Raw genomic sequence first — 20,470 nt, 5'->3', positions numbered from 1 at the left:
GTAAAGGATGTCTCCGGTTTCTACCCGGGCAAGCCCGCTCCCACAGGGATCTGGGGTGGATGCAAAGGCTGCATTCACTGGGGATCATTGTGGGAGCGGGCTTGCCCGCGATGAGGCCCGCCCGGACAGCAAAAGTCTTACTGGATGATCAGGTTGTTGAACAACAAATCCTCAACCACTGGCTTGCCGGTTTCGTCGTTCATCACTTGCTGAGTCTGTTTCAAGGCTTCCTGACGCAGCTTTTCCTTGGCTTCGACGTTGTTCATGGCTTCAGTGGTCTGCTGTGCAAACAACGCCACCAGCTTATTACGGATCAATGGCTCATTGGCCTTAACCGCTTTGGTCGCCTCGTCACCGGTCACCCGCAACGCCACATCGGCCTTGTAGACCTTGAGCTTCGGCGTACCGTCCAGCCCATAGTTGCCCACGAATGGCGGGCTCAGGGTGATGTAGTTGACCTTCGGGGCTTCACCTTCTTTGGCTTCTTCGGCCATCGCTGCCACAGGCAGAGACAGGGCCAGCATCAACATGATCCACGCTTTCACAATTCGCTCCTTATCCGGTTTGCGGCCAAGCATAACGACCCGCCGCTCAAGCACAAGCTTATGGCTGACTATCAGGGTCGGGCATGCTCGTTGACCCGATGACTCACACACCTACACTTATCGGCCATCACTCCCAAAGGAATAGCCCCGATGAAAGCCGTGCTGTGCAAAGCCTTCGGCCCTGCCGAATCGCTGGTGCTGGAAGACGTCGCCAGCCCTGTCGCGAAGAAGAATGAAATCCTGCTGGATGTGCATGCGGCTGGGGTGAATTTCCCGGACACGTTGATCATCGAGGGCAAATATCAGTTCAAGCCGCCCTTCCCGTTTTCTCCGGGTGGCGAAGCGGCCGGCGTGGTCAGCGCAGTGGGCGAAAAGGTCAGTCACCTCAAGGTCGGTGACCGGGTCATGGCCCTGACTGGCTGGGGCAGCTTTGCCGAGCAGGTCGCGGTGCCAGGCTACAACGTGCTGCCGATCCCGCCCTCGATGGACTTCAACACCGCCGCCGCATTCAGTATGACCTACGGCACGTCGATGCACGCCCTCAAACAACGGGGCAACCTGCAACCTGGCGAAACCTTGCTGGTACTCGGCGCTTCCGGCGGCGTCGGCCTTGCCGCGGTGGAAATCGGCAAAGCCATGGGCGCCCGGGTGATCGCTGCCGCCAGCAGCGCGGAAAAACTCGCGGTGGCCAAGGCAGCCGGCGCCGATGAGTTGATCAACTACAGCGAAACCAGCCTCAAGGACGAGATCAAACGCCTGACCGACGGCCAAGGCGCCGACGTGATCTACGATCCGGTGGGCGGCGACCTGTTCGACCAGGCGATCCGCGCCATTGCCTGGAACGGCCGTCTACTGGTGGTCGGTTTCGCTAGTGGACGAATCCCGGAGCTGCCAGTGAACCTGGCACTGCTCAAAGGCGCAGCGGTGGTCGGCGTGTTCTGGGGCTCCTTTGCCCAGCGCCAACCACAGGACAACGCGGCAAACTTCCAGCAGTTGTTTGGCTGGTTTGCCGAGGGCAAGCTGAAGCCGCTAGTGTCTCAGGTGTATCCCCTGAGCAACGCGGCGCAGGCGATCAATGATCTTGGCCAGCGCAAGGCGGTCGGGAAAGTGGTGGTTCAGGTTCGCTGATTGTTTACCTGACCTGCTTGACCCGAACCGGGTCGCAGCCCTGCGACCCGGTTCCGCCATTCCCATACCGCCCTCTATTTATACCTGAGCGACATGTTCATAAAAGAACATGCAATCTCCAACATTTCCGCTGTTTTGCCGATGCGAACCGGTGCTATTTTCGGTAACGAAACTGTAACATTCGCATCCGCAGTCAAAACAAGAAATCTGGAGCCTTTGAATGTTTGCTTTCTTTCGTCCTGCCGCACATCAGGCTCCATTGCCTGAAGAAAAAATAGACAGCACCTACCGACGCCTTCGCTGGCAGATCTTCGCCGGGATTTTCATTGGGTATGCGGGTTACTACCTGCTGCGCAAGAACTTCACCCTGGCATTTCCGGATCTGATCGCCCAAGGCTATACAAAAGGCCAACTCGGGGTGGCGATGTCGGCGATTGCAATTGCCTACGGCCTTTCCAAGTTTTTGATGGGCATCGTGTCCGACCGCTCCAACCCTCGTTACTTCCTGCCCTTTGGCCTGATTGTGTCCGCCGGGGTGATGTTCGTTTTCGGTTTCGCACCGTGGGCAACGTCCAGCGTGACCATGATGTTCATCCTGTTGTTCATCAACGGCTGGGCGCAAGGCATGGGTTGGCCACCGAGCGGGCGCACCATGGTGCACTGGTGGTCGCAGAAAGAACGCGGCGGTGTGGTTTCGGTATGGAACACCGCGCACAACGTCGGCGGTGGCTTGATCGGCCCGCTGGCGATACTCGGCATGGGTTGGTTCAACGACTGGCACAGCAAGTTCTACGTACCGGCAGCGGTGGCGTTGCTGGTCGCTGTATTTGCCTTCATTGTCATGCGCGATACCCCGCAATCGACGGGCTTGCCGCCTATCGAGAAGTACAAGAACGACTACCCGGAAGGCTACGACGCCAGCCACGAAGAAGAATTCAGCGCCAAGGACATCTTCGTCAAATACGTGCTGCGCAACAAAATGCTCTGGTTCATCGCGTTGGCCAACGTCTTCGTCTACTTGTTGCGCTATGGCATCCTGGATTGGGCGCCGACCTACCTTAAAGAGGTCAAGCACTTCGACTTCGACAAGACGTCCTGGGCTTACTTCCTGTACGAGTGGGCAGGCATTCCCGGCACACTGCTATGCGGCTGGATGTCGGACAAGATCTTCCGGGGCAACCGTGGCCTGACGGGCATGGTGTTCATGGCACTGGTGACCGTTGCGACGATCGTTTACTGGCTGAATCCGCCGGGCAATCCGATGGTCGACATGATCTCGCTGTTCGCGATCGGTTTCCTGATCTATGGCCCGGTGATGCTAGTCGGCCTGCAGGCGCTGGAGCTGGTTCCGAAGAAAGCTGCAGGAACGGCCGCGGGCTTTACCGGTTTGTTTGGTTACCTGGGGGGTTCAGTCGCGGCCAGTGCCCTGATGGGCTACACGGTGGACTATTTCGGCTGGGATGGCGGCTTCATCCTGTTGGTCGTCGCCTGCCTGCTGGCGATGGCGTTTCTGGCACCCACCCTGGGTCACAAGAACGTCGCCAGTCAGAGCCGCGAAGCGATCGCCTGATCGGTCTTTGATTTGCAGCGCTTGAGCCGCGCCTCCAGATTCCGGTCTGGCATGGCGTGGCTACGCAGGGCGTGAGCTGTCTGCTCGACATACTCGCGAGTGGTGCCGTAACGCCCGCAAGCGCTTTCGAATACCTGACTCAGCACATGATCCGGCAAGTTACCGGCATAGCTGGGCAGGTGCCGCTCCAAAACGAATCCCAATGCCTGAACCTGGTTTCCGTCTTCGAGACGGCAGTTGAGCCAGTGTGGGCGATAGGACGGGAATGGCATTTCACGCTGCCAGAGCGCATACAGCGAAGCGTCGAGTTGCTCTTCGGGCAAGCGATAGGCAAACCCGCTGCATGAGCCGCCGCGATCCAGGCCAAATACCAGGCCGGGCACTTCCGGTGTACCGCGATGTTCGTGGGACCACAGGTATAAACCGCGATGGTAGCCATGCACACGACCGCGCACTCGCTCAACCGCAGCACATTCTGGGCGCCAGATCAGCGAACCATAAGCGAATAGCCAGACCGGCCCACCCTTGTGGCGCGCCATGGTCGATTGCATCGAGCTGAGCAGTTGTTCGTGCGTGAGCTGCGGCCCCAGATCGAGCCGCGGAGGGTAAGCCAGATTCAAAAAAGCAGATTCAATGGCACTCATGGCGAATAGCGTTCAGCTCCCCGCGGGTGAAGAATTACTTAATAGAACGCACCGCTGTAACAATAAGGCACATATGGTTTAAGGCAATTTAAGTGCCATGGCGGCGCTCTAAAACTTATTGCCTGAATGAGATATAACCTACCGGCATCTATAAAAACTTATAAATACCGATCGGCTATATGGGGAGTTATAACGATTTAAGATCGCGGATCAAGATCGGGGGGCGTAAGCGAACACATCCGCGCGCATTTGATGGGCATCCATCCCCGCTTCGACCAGCGCATCCAACGTGCCATAGACCATGGCCGGAGAGCCGCTGGCGTAGACGTGCAGGGCTTTCAGGTCAGGGAAATCTTCACACACCGCCTCATGCAACATGCCGCAGCGCCCTCCCCAGCCACATTGATCACTGACGACTTTATGCAGGAACAGATTGGGCAGTTTTTCCCATTCATCCCAATGTTCGATGTCATAAAAGTCTTCAGGACGACGCACGCCCCAATACAGATGCACCGGATACTTGAATCCCGTGGCCCGGCAATGTTCGATCAGGCTGTGGATCTGGCCCATGCCGGTACCGGCAGCAATCAGTACCAGTGGACCGTCTGGCAATTCCGCCAGATGGGTATCGCCGAACGGCATTTCGATGCGCACCATCGCGTTGCGCTGAAGCTGTTCGATCAGGCTAAGCGCACTGCTTTCGCGCGCCAGTACATGAATTTCCAGGTCGCGCCCGGAATGCGGTGCAGAGGCCAGGGAGAAGGCGGATTTCTCGCCGCTCTCGCGCTCGATCATCAGGTACTGGCCGGCGTGATAGCGCGGCGGCTTGCCCGCCGGCGCACGCAGACGCACGCGCCAGGTATCGCCGCCGACATCCCTGCATTCAATGACCTGACACGACACGCTGCGCACCGGCAATTCTCCCAGCGCGAGCACGCCATCCCACAGCACGATGCAGTCTTCCAGCGGCTCTGCAATGCAAGTGTAGAACTCGCCATGGTCACGCACATCGCCGGCTTGTTCGACCCGCCCTTCCACCAGCAACGCGCCGCACACATGGCAATTGCCGTTACGACAGCTTTGCGGGCATTCATAGCCCAGGCGCCGCGCGCCATCGAGAATCCGCTCGCCGGGCAGAATCTCTAGCACTGCTCCGGAGGGCTGCAAGGTTACACGCATCAATCTATTCCTAACTGATTCCAGATGGCATCGATCCGTTGGGTAACGGCTTCATCCTTGACGATGACCCGGCCCCACTCGCGGGTGGTTTCGCCTGGCCATTTATGCGTGGCATCGAGCCCCATCTTCGAGCCCAGGCCGGAAACCGGCGAGGCGAAGTCGAGGTAGTCGATCGGCGTGTTGTCGATCATCACCGTGTCGCGCTTGGGGTCCATGCGCGTGGTGATGGCCCAGATCACGTCGTTCCAGTCCCGTGCGTTGATATCGTCGTCAGTGACGATAACGAACTTGGTGTACATGAACTGTCGCAAAAACGACCAGACACCGAGCATTACCCGCTTGGCATGCCCAGGATACGACTTCTTCATGGTCACGATGGCCATGCGGTACGAACAGCCTTCGGGCGGCAGGTAGAAGTCGGTGATCTCCGGAAACTGCTTCTGCAGGATCGGCACGAACACTTCATTCAGCGCCACACCGAGTATCGCCGGCTCATCCGGCGGACGGCCGGTGTAGGTGCTGTGATAGATCGGTTTGATTCGATGGGTGATGCGCTCGACGGTGAACACCGGGAAGCTGTCGACTTCGTTGTAATAGCCAGTGTGGTCGCCATACGGGCCTTCGTCGGCCATTTCACCCGGATGGATCACGCCTTCCAGAATGATTTCAGCAGTGGCCGGCACTTGCAGGTCGTTGCCGCGGCACTTCACCAGTTCGGTGCGATTGCCGCGCAACAGACCGGCGAAAGCGTATTCGGAGAGGCTGTCCGGTACGGGCGTCACAGCACCCAGAATGGTTGCCGGGTCAGCGCCCAAGGCCACGGAGACCGGGAACGGCTGGCCGGGGTGTTTCTCGCACCATTCACGGTAATCCAGCGCGCCGCCACGGTGGCTCAACCAGCGCATGATCACCTTGTTGCGGCCGATCACTTGCTGACGATAGATGCCGAGGTTCTGGCGATCCTTGTTCGGGCCTTTGGTGACGGTCAGGCCCCAGGTGATCAGTGGACCGACGTCGCCCGGCCAGCAGGTCTGTACCGGCAACATCGCCAGATCGACATCGTCGCCTTCGATGACCACTTCCTGGCACACCGCGTCTTTGACGACTTTCGGCGCCATGGCAATGATCTTGCGAAAGATCGGCAGCTTGGACCAAGCGTCTTTCAGGCCTTTCGGCGGCTCGGGCTCTTTGAGGAACGCCAACAGCTTGCCGATTTCGCGCAGCTCGCTGACCGCTTCTGCGCCCATGCCCAGCGCCACGCGCTCGGGGGTGCCGAACAGGTTGCCGAGTACGGGAATGTCATAACCGGTAGGGTTTTCGAAAAGCAGCGCCGGGCCCTTGGCGCGCAACGTTCGATCGCAGACCTCGGTCATTTCGAGCACTGGGGACACTGGAGCCTGGATGCGCTTGAGTTCGCCGCGCTTTTCCAGGCCGCTGATAAAGTCGCGCAAGTCGCGATACTGCATGCGTGAGCCTCGTGTTGGCCGTGGCGTTCGGGGCAGGCAGTTTAGCGCCGAACCCCTCTATTCAGAACCACGAACTGCCGTTGATCAAAAATCAGATAGCAAAAAGCCGGGTTTCCCCGGCTTTTGCTGACTTTCTGCGATTTACTTGCGCTTCATCGACAGGAAGAACTCGTCGTTGGTCTTGGTCTGTTTCAGCTTGTCGACCAGGAACTCGATGGCAGAGACTTCGTCCATCGGGTGCAGCAGCTTGCGCAGAATCCACATACGCTGCAGTTCGTCGTCGGCCGTCAGCAACTCTTCGCGGCGAGTACCGGAACGGTTGATGTTGATGGCCGGGAACACACGTTTTTCAGCGATCTTGCGATCCAGAGGCAGTTCCATGTTGCCGGTGCCTTTGAATTCTTCGTAGATCACTTCGTCCATCTTCGAGCCGGTTTCAACCAGCGCGGTAGCGATGATGGTCAGCGAGCCGCCTTCTTCGATGTTCCGTGCAGCGCCGAAGAAACGTTTCGGTTTCTCCAGGGCGTGGGCATCGACACCACCGGTCAGCACCTTGCCGGAGCTCGGGATCACGGTGTTGTAGGCACGCGCCAGACGGGTGATGGAGTCGAGCAGGATCACCACGTCCTTTTTGTGTTCGACCAGGCGCTTGGCCTTCTCGATCACCATTTCGGCAACCTGCACGTGGCGGGTTGGCGGCTCGTCGAACGTCGAGGCAACCACTTCGCCACGCACGGTGCGCTGCATTTCGGTCACTTCTTCCGGACGTTCGTCGATCAGCAATACGATCAGATGAACTTCAGGATTGTTACGTGCGATGTTCGCCGCGATGTTTTGCAGCATGATCGTTTTACCGGCTTTCGGCGGTGCAACGATCAGGCCGCGCTGGCCTTTGCCGATCGGGGCGCACAGGTCGATGACACGACCGGTCAAGTCTTCGGTGGAACCGTTGCCGGCTTCCATCTTCATGCGCACGGTCGGGAACAGCGGGGTCAGGTTCTCGAAGAGAATCTTGTTTTTCGCGTTCTCGGGGCGATCGTAGTTGATCGTGTCGACCTTGAGCAGTGCGAAATAACGCTCGCCTTCCTTTGGAGGGCGGATCTTGCCAACGATGGTGTCACCGGTGCGCAAGTTGAAGCGGCGGATCTGGCTCGGCGAGACGTAGATGTCGTCTGGGCCGGCGAGATAGGAAGCGTCAGCGGAGCGCAGGAAGCCGAAGCCGTCCTGGAGAATCTCCAGCACGCCATCACCGGAGATTTCCTCGCCGCTTTTAGCGTGCTTTTTGAGCAGGGAGAAAATCACGTCCTGCTTGCGCGAACGGGCCATATTTTCTATGCCCATCTGTTCGGCCAATTCGAGCAGTTCGGTAATCGGCTTTTGCTTGAGTTCAGTCAGATTCATATAGGAATGACGTAATCATTTATGGAGGGGGGAAATTAAGCTTTTGGCTTAATGAGGCCGCGCCGCAGAGAAGGCGACAGGATCGCGTACTTATTCGAAAAGGAGTGCGTCGGCGACGGCTAGCAGGGGGCAGTGGAGAAACCAGTGCGGGGCCGAATGTACCACCTGAGTTTCGGAGCGTCTAGCCCTCAATAACGAAAAGGCCCCGCATTATGCGGGGCCTTTTCATGACGCTTTATAACAACGCTTAGATGTTGGCGTCGAGGAAAGCAGCCAGTTGCGACTTCGACAGCGCGCCGACCTTGGTGGCTTCGACGTTGCCGTTCTTGAACAGCATCAGCGTCGGGATACCACGTACGCCATGCTTGGCCGGGGTTTCCTGGTTTTCGTCGATGTTCAGCTTGGCGACGGTCAGCTTGCCAGCGTAGGTGCCAGCGATCTCGTCCAGAACCGGGGCGATCATTTTGCAAGGGCCGCACCACTCAGCCCAGTAGTCAACAAGCACAGGGCCAGCAGCCTTCAGTACTTCTTCTTCGAAGTTAGCGTCGGTGACGTGCTTGATAAGATCGCTGCTCATGGATGTCTCCGGGTTGTAAGCAATAAAAAACGTGGCCCATCATAGCCGCCCTTCCCGTGTTCAGGAAGCCGCAGATGATTGAGTCTCGCTATGGTGGCCCATGAGTTTGGGTATAGCTCAAGTCATGAGGTGGCGGGAGCGACGAAAGCAATTCCGGTACGCAGGGCGGCGTTGCGCACATGCTCCTGCATGGCCTTCTGCGCGGCGCCAGAGGCCCGACGAGCCAGCGCACGGAGGATTTTACGGTGTTCCTGCCAGGTTTCCATCGCCCGTTCGGCCCGGATGAACGGTAGCTTCTGGCTCTCCAGGAAGATGTCGGCGCTGGCCGTCAGAATGCTCAGCATCGCCTGATTGCCGCTGGCCAGGAGGATGCGCCGGTGAAACTCGAAGTCCAGTCGCGCCGCTGCATCGAAGTCGGCGGCACGCAATTCGGTGCGCATGGCGGCGACATTGTCTTCCAGGGCATCTAGCTCATCGGTGCTCAGGGTCACGGCCGCCAGCCCGGCGGCAAAACCTTCCAGGGCGTAGCGCAACTGGAAGATGTCCAGCGGCGATGCCTGGGCCGCGAACGGCCAGCCCGGCGCCGCATCGCCCCGGGGCAGATCGACCGGTGACTGCACGAACACGCCTTTGCCTGGCTGGATACTGATCACGCCCAGTGCACTCAGGGACGATAACGCCTCACGCAATGACGCCCGACTGACCCCCAATTGCACCGCCAGGTCCCGTTGCGAGGGCAAGGCATCCCCCGCCCCGAAACCTTGCTCGGTGATCAGTTTGCGGATGGCTTGCAGCGCCACTTCGGGTACGGCGCGGGAGATCGAGTTCATGGTTTTTTCAGACGAGCCAGGCCAATGAGCGGCTAGTTGTAAAGCTATTCGCGACGTCCGGCAAGTCGTGCCCCATGGGGGTTCGGGAATTTTCACGGGTGCGCCATCAGGGTGCGAAATGTCACTCAACTGTTCAGACCAGTAAGACCGAGCGACACCAGCAAAACCGTGGCCTGCGCCCCCCAAAAACCAATCTTGGCATGGCCCGTGCTCTGTCGATCCGCAGAAATCACTTCCCGCCGATCCGGAGATTTGCCATGACCATGCGTTACAGCGTCCTCCTCGCCACCCTGTTTGCCAGCTTGATGCTGAGCCAGGCCCCCGCCCACGCCGACGGTCTGGAGGATGTGGTCAAGCGCGGCACCCTCAAAGTCGCCGTGCCCCAGGACTTCCCGCCGTTCGGTTCGGTCGGCCCGGACATGAAACCTCGCGGCCTCGATATCGATACCGCCAAACTGCTGGCCGACCAACTCAAGGTCAAACTTGAACTGACCCCGGTCAACAGCACCAACCGCATTCCGTTCCTGACCACCGGCAAAGTCGACTTGGTTATTTCCAGCCTCGGCAAGAACCCTGAGCGCGAGAAAGTCATCGACTTCTCCCGTGCCTACGCGCCGTTCTACCTCGCCGTGTTCGGCCCGCCAGACGCCGCCATCAAGGGCCTGGACGATCTCAAGGGCAAAACCATCAGCGTCACCCGTGGTGCCATCGAAGACATCGAGCTGACCAAAGTCGCTCCCGAAGGCGCGACCATCAAACGCTTCGAAGACAACAACTCGACCATCGCCGCTTACCTCGCAGGGCAAGTCGACCTGATCGCCAGTGGCAACGTGGTGATGGTAGCGATCAGCGAAAAAAACCCGAAACGCGTGCCAGCCCTCAAGGTGAAGCTCAAGGACTCGCCGGTTTACGTTGGCGTGAACAAGAACGAGCCGGCGCTGCTGGGCAAGGTCAACGACATCCTCACCACGGCCAAGGCTGACGGTGCGCTGGAAAAGAACTCGCAAACCTGGCTGAAAGAGCCGCTGCCGGCCGATCTCTGATCGTTCGCGGAGACGATTTATGGCTTATCAGTTCGATTTCTTGCCGGTGGTGGAAAACACCGATCTGCTGCTGCGCGGTGCGCTGTTCACCCTTGAGTTGACGGCCATTGGCGCGGTGCTCGGGGTCGGTCTGGGTATCGTCGGGGCACTGGTGCGGGCGTGGAACATCCGCCCGTTCGCCGGCATTTTCGGGGTTTACGTCGAGTTGATCCGCAACACGCCATTCCTGGTGCAGTTGTTTTTCATCTTTTTCGGTTTGCCGTCGCTGGGCCTGCAGATTTCCGAATGGCAGGCGGCGGTGCTGGCGATGGTGATCAACCTTGGCGCCTATTCGACCGAGATCATCCGCGCCGGCATTCAAGCGATCCCCCGCGGGCAGCTGGAAGCCGCAGCCGCCCTGGCAATGACCCGCTTCGAAGCCTTCCGCCACGTGGTTCTGCTGCCGGCGCTGGGCAAGGTCTGGCCGGCCCTGAGCAGCCAGATCATCATCGTGATGCTCGGCTCGGCGGTCTGTTCGCAGATCGCCACCGAAGAGTTGAGCTTCGCCGCCAACTTCATTCAATCGCGCAACTTTCGCGCCTTTGAAACCTATGCCCTGACCACACTGATCTACCTGTGCATGGCGCTGCTGATCCGCCAATTGCTGAACTGGATCGGCCGGCGCTACATAGCAAGGAGCAGCAGCCAATGAGCGATTTCACCTTCTGGGACATCCTGCGCAACCTGCTCACGGGCCTGCAATGGACCCTGGCGTTGTCGCTGGTGGCGTTTATCGGCGGCGGGCTGATCGGTTTGCTGATCATGGTGATGCGGATTTCAAAAAAATCCCTGCCCAGCCACTTCGCCCGCACCTACATCGAGCTGTTCCAGGGCACGCCGCTATTGATGCAGCTGTTTCTGGTGTTCTTCGGTGTGGCGTTGGCCGGTGTGGAGATTTCGCCGTGGATGGCCGCGGCGATTGCCTTGACGCTGTTCACCAGCGCTTACCTGGCGGAGATCTGGCGCGGTTGTGTCGATTCGATTCCCAATGGCCAATGGGAAGCCTCGTCGAGCCTGGCGCTCAATCCGCTGGAGCAACTGCGTTACGTGATCCTGCCGCAAGCCTTGCGCATCGCCGTGGCGCCGACCGTGGGTTTCTCGGTGCAAGTGGTCAAAGGCACCGCCGTCACCTCGATCATCGGCTTCACCGAACTGACCAAGACCGGCGGCATGCTCGCCAACGCGACCTTCGAGCCCTTCATGGTCTACGGCCTGGTGGCGCTCGGTTACTTCCTGCTCTGCTACCCCTTGTCCCTCAGTGCGCGCTACCTGGAAAGGAGACTGCATGCCTCTGCTTAGAATTTCCGCCCTGCATAAGTATTACGGCGACCACCATGTGCTCAAAGGCATCGACCTGAGTGTCGACGAAGGCCAGGTGGTGGCGATCATCGGCCGTAGTGGCTCGGGCAAATCCACCTTGCTGCGCACCCTCAATGGTCTGGAGTCGATCAATGACGGCGTGATCGAAGTCGACGGCGAATACCTCGACGCCGCCCGCGCCGACCTGCGCAGCCTGCGGCAGAAAGTCGGGATGGTGTTCCAGCAGTTCAATCTGTTCCCGCACCTCACTGTGGGCGAAAACGTCATGCTCGCGCCGCAAGTGGTGCAGAAAGTGCCGAAAGCCAAAGCCGCCGAACTGGCGCGGCAGATGCTGGAACGGGTGGGGCTGGGGGAAAAATTCGATGCCTTCCCCGACCGACTGTCTGGCGGCCAGCAACAGCGGGTGGCGATTGCCCGGGCGCTGGCGATGTCGCCGAAGGTGCTGTTGTGCGATGAAATCACCTCGGCGCTGGATCCGGAACTGGTCAACGAAGTGCTGAGCGTGGTCCGGCAACTTGCCAAAGAGGGCATGACGCTGATCATGGTCACCCATGAAATGCGCTTTGCCCGCGAGGTTGGGGACAAATTGGTGTTCATGCACCATGGCAAGGTGCATGAGGTGGGGGATCCGAAGGTATTGTTTGCCAACCCGCAGACGGCGGAGCTGGCGAATTTTATCGGGACGGTTGAGGCGGCAGGCTGAGAGATCTTCAGTGCCTGCAAGGCCGCCTTCGCGGGCAAGCCCGCTCCCACAGGGTTCTCTGCTGGAACGCGATGGTGTGTTCGACGCAAAAACCTGTGGGAGCGGGCTTGCCCGCGAAGAGGCCATTCGCAACACCACGGATGCCCCGTGGTAAAAGATCGCAGCCTTCGACAGCGCCTACGCGTTGGCGGCAGCGTTTGATCGTGGCAGGATGTCGAGGTTATCGACCGAGACCCCCTGACCATGCCGCAATCCCAAGCCAAGAATCTGTCCCTGATCGCCGCAATCGACCTGGGCTCCAACAGCTTTCACATGGTCGTGGCCAAGGCCCAGAACGGCGAAATCCGGATTCTCGAACGTCTCGGGGAGAAGGTTCAGCTGGCCGCCGGCATCGACGAAGAGCGCCAACTCAGCGAAGAATCCATGCAGCGCGGGCTCGATTGCCTGAAGCGTTTTGCCCAACTGATCAGCGGTATGCCGCCCGGCACGGTGCGGATCGTCGGCACCAACGCCCTGCGCGAAGCCCGTAACCGCGCCGAATTCATCCACCGCGCCGAAGAAATTCTTGGCCATCCGGTAGAAGTCATCTCTGGCCGTGAAGAAGCGCGCCTGATTTACCTCGGCGTCTCCCACACCCTCGCCGACACGCCGGGCAAGCGCCTGGTAGCCGACATCGGCGGCGGCAGTACCGAATTCATCATCGGCCAGCGCTTCGAACCGCTGCTGCGCGAAAGCCTGCAAATGGGCTGCGTCAGCTATACCCAGCGCTATTTCAAGGATGGCAAGATCACCCCGGCCCGCTATGCCCAGGCGTACACCGCGGCGCGGCTGGAGATCATGAGCATCGAGCACGCCCTGCACCGCCTGACCTGGGATGAAGCCATCGGCTCCTCGGGCACCATTCGCGCCATTGGCCTGGCGCTGAAGGCCGGCGGGCATGGCACTGGCGAAGTGAATGCCGAAGGTCTGGCCTGGCTCAAGCGCAAGCTGTTCAAACTCGGCGATGCCGAGAAAATCGATTTCGAAGGCATCAAGCCCGACCGTCGGGCGATTTTCCCCGCCGGGCTGGCGATTCTCGAAGCGATCTTCGACGCCCTCGAATTGCAACGCATGGACCACTGTGAAGGCGCCCTGCGCGAAGGCGTGCTCTACGACCTGTTGGGCCGTCATCATCATGAAGACGTGCGTGAGCGCACTCTCAGCTCGCTGATGGAGCGTTACCACGTTGACCTGGAACAAGCCGCGCGGGTCGAACGCAAGGCGCTGCATGCTTTCGATCAGGTGGCCGAGGATTGGCAACTGGATGACGGTGTCTGGCGCGAACTGCTGAGCTGGGCCGCCAAGGTCCATGAAGTGGGCCTGGACATCGCCCACTACCAGTACCACAAGCACGGCGCCTACCTGATCGAGCACTCGGACCTGGCCGGATTCTCCCGCGAAGACCAGCAAATGCTCGCACTGCTGGTGCGGGGCCACCGACGCAACATTCCCAAGGACAAGTTCGCCGAATTCGGCGACGACGGCATCAAGCTGATTCGCCTGTGCGTGTTGCTGCGCTTTGCGATTCTGTTCCATCACATCCGCGGCATCCAGGAAATGCCACAGGTCGTGCTGCACGCCAATGGCGACAGCCTGGACGTGTTGTTCCCGGAACACTGGCTGGACGACAATCAACTGACCCAGGCCGACTTCGCCCTCGAAGCGGAATGGCTGACCCGCGTCAGCTTCGTGCTGAACGTGCGCTAAACCCTGTGGCGAGGGAGCTTGCTCCCGCCGGGCTGCGAAGCGGCCCCAAAAAGATGGACTGCTGCGCAGTCCAACGGGAGCAAGCTCCCTCGCCACAAGTCATTCACCGCTCGGGCGGGAACAAAAAAAGGGCGATCCACATGGATCGCCCTTTTTTGTATCAACCGAATCTACGTTAACGGACAGCCAGAATCGGACTGCCCAAGCGCTCCAGCAGCGTGGCCTGGGCACTGCGCGGGTTCTGGTTGCCGGTCGGCGTGTTGCGGATGTAGCGACCGTCCGACTGCAGGCTCCAGCTGTGGGTGTTATCGGTGAGATAAAGCTCCAGCTCTTTCTTGACCCGCAGAATCAGCTTCTTGCCCTCGACCGGGAAGCAAGTCTCGACGCGCTTGTCGAGGTTGCGCTCCATCCAGTCGGCGCTGGACAGGAACATCTGCTCTTCGCCACCGTTGAGAAAGTAGAAAACCCGGGTGTGTTCCAGGAAGCGGCCGATGATCGAGCGCACGTGGATGTTGTGGGACACGCCGGCGATGCCTGGTCGCAGGCAGCACATGCCACGCACCACCAGATCGATACGCACCCCGGACTGACTGGCCTTGTACAACGCGCGGATGACCTTCGGGTCGGTCAGCGAGTTGAACTTGGCGATGATGTGCGCCGGTTTGCCGTCGAGGGCGAATTGCGTCTCCCGGGCAATCATGTCGAGCATGCCCTTCTTCAACGTGAAGGGTGCGTGCAGCAGTTTCTTCATGCGCAGGGTCTTGCCCATACCGATCAGCTGGCTGAACAGTTTGCCGACGTCTTCGCACAAGGCATCGTCGGAGGTCAGCAGGCTGTAGTCGGTGTACAGACGGGCGTTGGCCGCGTGGTAGTTGCCGGTCCCCAAGTGGGCGTAACGGACAATTTCGCCAGCCTCGCGGCGTAAAATCAGCATCATCTTGGCGTGGGTCTTGAAACCGACCACGCCGTAAATCACCACCGCACCGGCCGCTTGCAGACGGCTGGCCAGTTGCAGGTTGGACTCTTCATCGAACCGCGCGCGCAATTCGATCACTGCCGTCACTTCCTTGCCGTTACGCGCAGCGTCCACCAGCGCATCGACAATCTCGGAGTTGGCGCCGCTTCGATACAACGTCTGGCGTACCGCCAACACGTGCGGGTCTTTCGCCGCCTGACGCAGCAAGTCGACCACCGGGGTGAACGACTCGAACGGGTGCAGCAGCAGAATGTCCTGCTTGCTGATCACGCTGAAAATGTTCTCGCTGTTTTGCAGCAGTTTCGGGATCTGCGGGGTGAATGGGTTGTATTGCAGCTCCGGATGACTGTCCAGGCCAGTGATGCTGAACAGCCGGGTCAGGTTGACCGGGCCGTTGACCTGATACAACTCGGTCTCATGCAGGTTGAACTGCTTGAGCAAGTAGTCGGACAAGTGTTTCGGGCAGGTATCGGCAACTTCCAGCCGCACCGCGTCACCGTAGCGACGGGAGAACAACTCGCCGCGCAGGGCGCGGGCCAGGTCTTCGACATCTTCGGTGTCGACCGCGAGGTCGGCGTTTCGGGTCAGGCGGAACTGGTAGCAGCCCTTGACCTTCATGCCCTGGAACAGGTCATCGGCGTGGGCGTGGATCATCGACGACAGGAACACATAGTTGTCGCCGGGACCGCCGACTTCTTCCGGCACCTTGATGATCCGCGGCAGCAGACGCGGCGCCGGGATTATCGCCAGACCGGAGTCGCGACCGAAGGCGTCGATGCCTTCGAGCTCGACGATGAAGTTCAGGCTCTTGTTCACCAGCAACGGAAACGGGTGCGTCGGGTCGAGGCCGATCGGGGTGATGATCGGAGCGATCTCATCGCGGAAATAACGACGAACCCAAGTCTTGAGCTTGGTGGTCCAGTAGCGGCGACGGATAAAGCGGACCTGATGTTTTTCCAGTTCCGGCAACAGAATGTCATTGAGGATCGCGTATTGGCGATCGACGTGGCCGTGCACCAGTTCACTGATGCGAGCCAGGGCCTGGTGCGGTTGCAGGCCATCGGCGCCAGCCTGTTCGCGAGCGAAGGTGATCTGCTTCTTCAGGCCGGCGACACGAATCTCGAAGAACTCGTCCAGGTTGCTGGAGAAAATCAGCAGGAACTTCAGCCGCTCCAGCAATGGGTAGGACTCATCCAGCGCCTGTTCCAGCACGCGGATGTTGAACTGCAGTTGCGAGAGCTCACGATGGATGTACAGGCTGCTGTCATCCAGGCCGGGAATGGCAATCGCTGGCGCCGCAACAACGGGCTCGGCCACCACCGCGGGAGGAGCAGGCTCCAGCTCCGGCGGGGTTTCGGCGATTGGCTCCACCACAGGTTGAGCGTCTTTTACGGCAACTTCAGTGAGTCCTTCGGTATTCATCGAATGTTCCTGGGAGGGCTATTTTTGCTCTCGTAACAATTGAGCAGCACGGACGGCAAAGTAAGTCAGGATGCCATCAGCGCCTGCACGTTTAAAAGCGGTCAGGGATTCGAGGATAACCCCTTCGCTCAACCAGCCATTCTGGATCGCTGCCATGTGCATGGCGTATTCACCGCTGACCTGATAGACAAAGGTCGGCACTTTAAATTCTTCTTTAACCCGGTAAAGGATATCCAGATACGGCATGCCTGGCTTGACCATGACCATGTCCGCGCCTTCTGACAAGTCCGCCGCCACTTCGTGCAGGGCTTCGTTGCTGTTGGCCGGGTCCATCTGATAGGAGGCCTTGTTGGCCTTGCCCAGGTTCAGCGCCGAACCCACCGCATCACGGAACGGGCCGTAATAGGCGCTGGCGTATTTGGCCGAGTAAGCCATGATCCGCACGTTGACGTGATCGGCCAGCTCCAGCGCTTCGCGGATCGCTTGAATGCGACCGTCCATCATGTCCGAAGGCGCCACCACCTGAGCGCCGGCTTCGGCGTGGGACAGGGCCTGTTTAACCAGTGCATCGACGGTAATGTCGTTCTGCACGTAGCCTTCTTCATCGAGAATGCCGTCTTGACCGTGGGTGGTAAACGGGTCCAGGGCGACGTCGGTGATCACCCCCAACTCCGGGAACCGGTCACGCAGGGCTCGGGTGGCGCGCTGGGCGATGCCGTTGGGGTTCCACGCTTCAGCGGCGTCCAGGGATTTGAGCTCCGACGGCGTCACCGGGAACAATGCCAGGGCCGGAATCCCCAGCTCAACCCACTTGGCCGCTTCTTCCAGCAACAGGTCGATGGTCAGGCGCTCGACGCCCGGCATCGACGCCACCGCTTCGCGACGGTTTTCACCGTCCAGCACGAACACCGGCAGGATCAGGTCATCGACGGTCAGTACGTTTTCACGGACCAGTCGACGCGAGAAATCATCACGACGGTTGCGACGCAGGCGGGTTGCAGGAAACAAACGATTGGCGGGGGTAAAGCTCACGGCAGACTCCTGAGCCCGCGCTGGCGGGCGAGCGTGACAGTTATAAGCGGCCATTATGACGAACGGATGACAGTTGTGCTTCAGGAAGCCGCATTCCATTGTCCTTGTAGGAAATGTTCACGTCGAGACACATTTTGACACTTTCCTGAATGTGTCCGAGGGGTTAGGCTGCGCGTTCATTTCGCCAGCACCCAGACAATGCTCCAACAATTTCTTCAGGAATTCGGCTACTTCGCCCTCTTTCTCGGCACATTCTTCGAAGGCGAAACCATCCTGGTGCTCGCGGGCTTCCTTGCGTTCCGTGGATACATGGACATCAAGGTGGTGATGCTCGTGGCATTCCTCGGCAGTTATGCCGGCGATCAGCTGTGGTATTTCCTGGGACGCAAGCACGGGCGCAAACTGCTGGCGCGTAAACCGCGCTGGCAACTGATGGGCGATCGGGCGCTGGAACATATCCGCAAGCACCCGGACATCTGGGTGCTGAGCTTCCGCTTTGTCTATGGACTGCGCACCGTGATGCCAGTGGCGATCGGTCTGTCGGGCTATCCGCCGGGACGTTATCTGCTGCTCAACGGGATTGGCGCAGCCATCTGGGCCGCCGCGCTGGCTTCCGCCGCCTATCATTTCGGCGCAGTGCTCGAAGGCATGCTGGGCAGCGTCAAGAAGTATGAGCTGTGGGTGCTGGGCGCCCTGCTGGTACTGGGCTTTTGCCTGTGGCTGCGGCGGCGCTTCAAGAATGCCCGTCTGGCGAAGAAGATCTACGCCGACGAGCAAGCGTTGAAAGCCGAACAGGCCAAGTCCAGCGAACCTACGACGCCCATCGAGTGAAGCGGTTTCTACAACAGTAGAGACCGATGCCGCTGAGCAGGCTGTAACTGAGCAGCCCCACCCAGCCCACCGCGTTGCCCATTACACTGTCCGGCCATAACCCGACCATTGGCGCCAGCCACACCAGCGGCAGGTTCGACGCCAGCCGCAACAGCTCCAGCTTCAACGCCTGCGGGCGATTTTCCAGGGCCACGCCCAACACAAACAGCCCCAGTGCCACGGCGCCCCAGCCCAACACCAGGGCTGCGGTCGGCAGACTTTGCTCCAGGTTCATCAAGTAACTGCCCAAGGCGATGTAGACGCAGAACTGCAGCGCCACATACCACTGTTGGCGCCCGTCCAGCGGTACCTCGAATTTGCGGAACTGGCTCAGGTCCGGTTTGTTCATCGGGTACTTGGCCACCACATCCGCTGGTCGCCAACCGGTGCGCATGAACCAGATCCGCAGCTTGTCCCACCGGCTTTCGGCGCGCCGTGCGTCATCCCATAGCTGCGCATAGAACTGCACGTTCGCCCACAACGGATTCCAGCTCGCCAGCGGTGTGGTCACGCCGAAAATCACCGGCTCGTTATCGTCCTCTTCCTGGAACGAGCCAAATAGACGGTCCCAAATAATGAACACCCCGCCGTAGTTGCGATCCATGTAAAGAGCGTTCTGTGCATGGTGAGCCCGATGATTGGACGGCGTGACGAAGACCCATTCGAACCAGCCGAGCTTGGGAATGTGCCGGGTATGCACCCAGAATTGGTACAGCAGATTCAGCGCCGCAACGCTGACGAACACCACGAGTGGAACGCCGAGCACGGCCATGGGCAGGTAGAAAATCCAGCTCAACAGAAACCCGGTGCTGGTCTGGCGCAAGGCCGTGGAGAGGTTGTAATCCTCGCTCTGGTGATGCACCGAGTGGGCAGCCCAGAGGATATTGCGTTCGTGGCCCATGCGGTGCAGCCAGTAATAGCAGAAGTCGTAGAAGACAAAAGCAAACACCCAGACCCAGACGCTGTCGGCCGACAGCTCAATCACGGCCAGATGCTTCAGGGCGAAGGCATAAGTGACCAGGCCGACGCCTTTGGTGAGCAGGCCCGTGGTGGTCGACAGCACGCCGGTGCTGATGCTGTTGATCGCGTCTGCCACGCGATAATTGCTCACCCCGCGCCAACGGTCGGCCAGCAGCTCGACCGCAATCAGCACAAAGAAAAACGGCACCGCATACAGAATGAAGTCCATGACGCGCCCTGATCAGAATCGTTCAGCAGAGATTAGGTGTAGCCGCGTATTAACCCTATGGCAACGAGTGACAAATTAGTGGACATTTAACGCCATGAATCTGGAGAAAAGCCCATGAGCAAAAAAATTGCAGTGATCCTTTCCGGCTGCGGCGTGTACGACGGCGCCGAAATCCACGAAAGCGTGATCACCCTGCTGCGGCTGGACCAGCGCGGTGCCCAGGTGCAATGTTTCGCACCCAATATCGCGCAATTGCATGTGATCAACCACCTGACCGGCGAAGAAATGCCCGAGGCGCGCAACGTGCTGGTGGAATCGGCACGGATCGCCCGGGGCAACATCAAGGATATCCGTGAAGCCAGCGTCGAAGACTTCGATGCGCTGATCGTTCCCGGCGGATTCGGCTCGGCCAAGAACCTGTCGAACTTTGCCGTCGAAGGTGCCGGATGCAGCGTTCAGCCTGACGTCCTGGCGTTGACCGAAGCGTTCGCCGAGGCCGGCAAACCGGTGGGGCTGATCTGCATCTCGCCGGCCCTGGCGGCCAAGATCTACGGCCCGGGCGTGACCTGCACCATCGGCAACGATGCCGATACCGCCGCCGCGATGAACAAGATGGGCGCCACCCATGCCGAATGTGCAGTGACTGACATCGTCGAAGACAAGGCGCGCAAGCTGGTCAGCACGCCGGCATACATGCTGGCGCAATCGATCAGCGAGGCCGCTTCCGGCATTAACAAACTGGTCGACCGCGTGCTGGAACTGACCCACGAAAACGACGACTGACACCGTT

General features: G+C 59.6%; 19 protein-coding genes. 9 read left to right on the top strand and 10 right to left on the bottom strand.

Features of this window, described 5'->3' with window-relative positions; translation table 11 throughout:
- Positions 1 to 137 precede the first annotated feature (137 nt).
- Positions 138 to 545 (bottom strand): flagellar basal body-associated protein FliL, encoded by a 408-nt coding sequence (locus AB7M26_RS06750; protein WP_095633149.1) that lies wholly within the window; start codon positions 543 to 545, stop codon positions 138 to 140.
- Between the two features lie 150 nt (positions 546 to 695).
- Between AB7M26_RS06750 and AB7M26_RS06745 the strand changes: the two genes are divergently transcribed.
- Entirely contained in the window at positions 696 to 1,673 is a 978-nt protein-coding gene (locus AB7M26_RS06745) for an NADPH:quinone oxidoreductase family protein (RefSeq protein WP_007899393.1), read from the top strand.
- Positions 1,674 to 1,893: 220 nt separating this feature from the next.
- The gene (gene glpT / locus AB7M26_RS06740; protein WP_008012529.1) at positions 1,894 to 3,243 is read left to right on the top strand and encodes a glycerol-3-phosphate transporter; all 1,350 of its coding nucleotides are present in this window, start codon (positions 1,894 to 1,896) and stop codon (positions 3,241 to 3,243) included.
- On the opposite strand, the gene AB7M26_RS06735 is transcribed toward glpT, so the two are convergent.
- The 6 genes from AB7M26_RS06735 to AB7M26_RS06710 all read right to left on the bottom strand — a co-directional run bounded on the left by AB7M26_RS06735 (position 3,219) and on the right by AB7M26_RS06710 (position 9,340).
- Positions 3,219 to 3,887, bottom strand: coding sequence for a gamma-glutamylcyclotransferase (locus AB7M26_RS06735; protein ID WP_123500418.1), 669 nt, complete (start codon positions 3,885 to 3,887; stop codon positions 3,219 to 3,221). The two genes, glpT and AB7M26_RS06735, sit on opposite strands and share 25 nt — an antisense overlap.
- Positions 3,888 to 4,097: 210 nt before the next feature.
- Entirely contained in the window at positions 4,098 to 5,066 is a 969-nt protein-coding gene (locus AB7M26_RS06730; protein WP_123500420.1) for a CDP-6-deoxy-delta-3,4-glucoseen reductase, read from the bottom strand.
- A complete protein-coding gene (ubiD, locus tag AB7M26_RS06725) occupies positions 5,066 to 6,532 on the bottom strand; it encodes a 4-hydroxy-3-polyprenylbenzoate decarboxylase (RefSeq protein ID WP_429388426.1) in 1,467 nt (488 codons plus the stop codon). The genes AB7M26_RS06730 and ubiD overlap by 1 nt, the downstream gene beginning before the upstream one ends.
- Positions 6,533 to 6,673: 141 nt before the next feature.
- Positions 6,674 to 7,933: a transcription termination factor Rho gene (gene rho, locus AB7M26_RS06720; RefSeq protein ID WP_007899384.1), complete on the bottom strand. Its 1,260-nt coding sequence runs from the start codon at positions 7,931 to 7,933 to the stop codon at positions 6,674 to 6,676.
- 247 nt (positions 7,934 to 8,180) lie between these two features.
- Entirely contained in the window at positions 8,181 to 8,510 is a 330-nt protein-coding gene (gene trxA, locus AB7M26_RS06715; protein ID WP_007899382.1) for a thioredoxin TrxA, read from the bottom strand.
- Positions 8,511 to 8,632: 122 nt separating this feature from the next.
- Positions 8,633 to 9,340 (bottom strand): FadR/GntR family transcriptional regulator, encoded by a 708-nt coding sequence (locus tag AB7M26_RS06710; RefSeq protein ID WP_123500422.1) that lies wholly within the window; start codon positions 9,338 to 9,340, stop codon positions 8,633 to 8,635.
- Between the two features lie 257 nt (positions 9,341 to 9,597).
- Here AB7M26_RS06710 and AB7M26_RS06705 point away from each other — a divergent pair, with 257 nt between their 5' ends.
- The 5 genes from AB7M26_RS06705 (at position 9,598) to ppx (ending at position 14,191) form a co-directional block, all read left to right on the top strand.
- Positions 9,598 to 10,383 carry a transporter substrate-binding domain-containing protein gene (locus AB7M26_RS06705; protein WP_123500424.1) on the top strand — a complete coding sequence of 262 codons (786 nt, stop codon included), beginning with the start codon at positions 9,598 to 9,600 and terminating at the stop codon, positions 10,381 to 10,383.
- 19 nt (positions 10,384 to 10,402) lie between these two features.
- A complete protein-coding gene (locus AB7M26_RS06700; RefSeq protein ID WP_008076077.1) occupies positions 10,403 to 11,074 on the top strand; it encodes an amino acid ABC transporter permease in 672 nt (223 codons plus the stop codon).
- The gene (locus AB7M26_RS06695) at positions 11,071 to 11,721 is read left to right on the top strand and encodes an amino acid ABC transporter permease (RefSeq protein ID WP_007899375.1); all 651 of its coding nucleotides are present in this window, start codon (positions 11,071 to 11,073) and stop codon (positions 11,719 to 11,721) included. Before AB7M26_RS06700 ends, AB7M26_RS06695 begins: the two co-directional genes overlap by 4 nt.
- Positions 11,708 to 12,445, top strand: a complete 738-nt coding sequence (locus AB7M26_RS06690) for an amino acid ABC transporter ATP-binding protein (protein ID WP_008076079.1) — start codon at positions 11,708 to 11,710, stop codon at positions 12,443 to 12,445. The genes AB7M26_RS06695 and AB7M26_RS06690 overlap by 14 nt, the downstream gene beginning before the upstream one ends.
- Before the next feature lie 243 nt (positions 12,446 to 12,688).
- On the top strand, positions 12,689 to 14,191 hold the full coding sequence (gene ppx / locus AB7M26_RS06685) for an exopolyphosphatase (protein WP_123500426.1): 1,503 nt from the start codon (positions 12,689 to 12,691) through the stop codon (positions 14,189 to 14,191).
- Positions 14,192 to 14,366: 175 nt separating this feature from the next.
- Here ppx and ppk1 read toward each other — a convergent pair whose 3' ends face one another.
- The gene (gene ppk1, locus AB7M26_RS06680) at positions 14,367 to 16,589 is read right to left on the bottom strand and encodes a polyphosphate kinase 1 (RefSeq protein ID WP_123500428.1); all 2,223 of its coding nucleotides are present in this window, start codon (positions 16,587 to 16,589) and stop codon (positions 14,367 to 14,369) included.
- 18 nt (positions 16,590 to 16,607) lie between these two features.
- Positions 16,608 to 17,621 (bottom strand): porphobilinogen synthase, encoded by a 1,014-nt coding sequence (gene hemB / locus AB7M26_RS06675; RefSeq protein WP_123500430.1) that lies wholly within the window; start codon positions 17,619 to 17,621, stop codon positions 16,608 to 16,610.
- Positions 17,622 to 17,819: 198 nt separating this feature from the next.
- On the opposite strand from hemB, the gene AB7M26_RS06670 reads away from it, so the two are divergent.
- A complete protein-coding gene (locus AB7M26_RS06670; RefSeq protein WP_008076083.1) occupies positions 17,820 to 18,452 on the top strand; it encodes a DedA family protein in 633 nt (210 codons plus the stop codon).
- On the opposite strand, the gene AB7M26_RS06665 is transcribed toward AB7M26_RS06670, so the two are convergent.
- Positions 18,433 to 19,680 (bottom strand): sterol desaturase family protein, encoded by a 1,248-nt coding sequence (locus tag AB7M26_RS06665; RefSeq protein WP_123500432.1) that lies wholly within the window; start codon positions 19,678 to 19,680, stop codon positions 18,433 to 18,435. The two genes, AB7M26_RS06670 and AB7M26_RS06665, sit on opposite strands and share 20 nt — an antisense overlap.
- A 114-nt stretch (positions 19,681 to 19,794) precedes the next feature.
- On the opposite strand from AB7M26_RS06665, the gene elbB reads away from it, so the two are divergent.
- The gene (elbB, locus tag AB7M26_RS06660) at positions 19,795 to 20,463 is read left to right on the top strand and encodes an isoprenoid biosynthesis glyoxalase ElbB (RefSeq protein ID WP_123500434.1); all 669 of its coding nucleotides are present in this window, start codon (positions 19,795 to 19,797) and stop codon (positions 20,461 to 20,463) included.
- The last annotated feature ends 7 nt before the right edge of the window (positions 20,464 to 20,470 follow it).

This window comes from Pseudomonas sp. F-14 TE3482, assembly GCF_053629455.1.
Note: the sequence above shows the minus strand (reverse complement) of the source record. Positions and strands in the feature narration are given on the sequence as shown.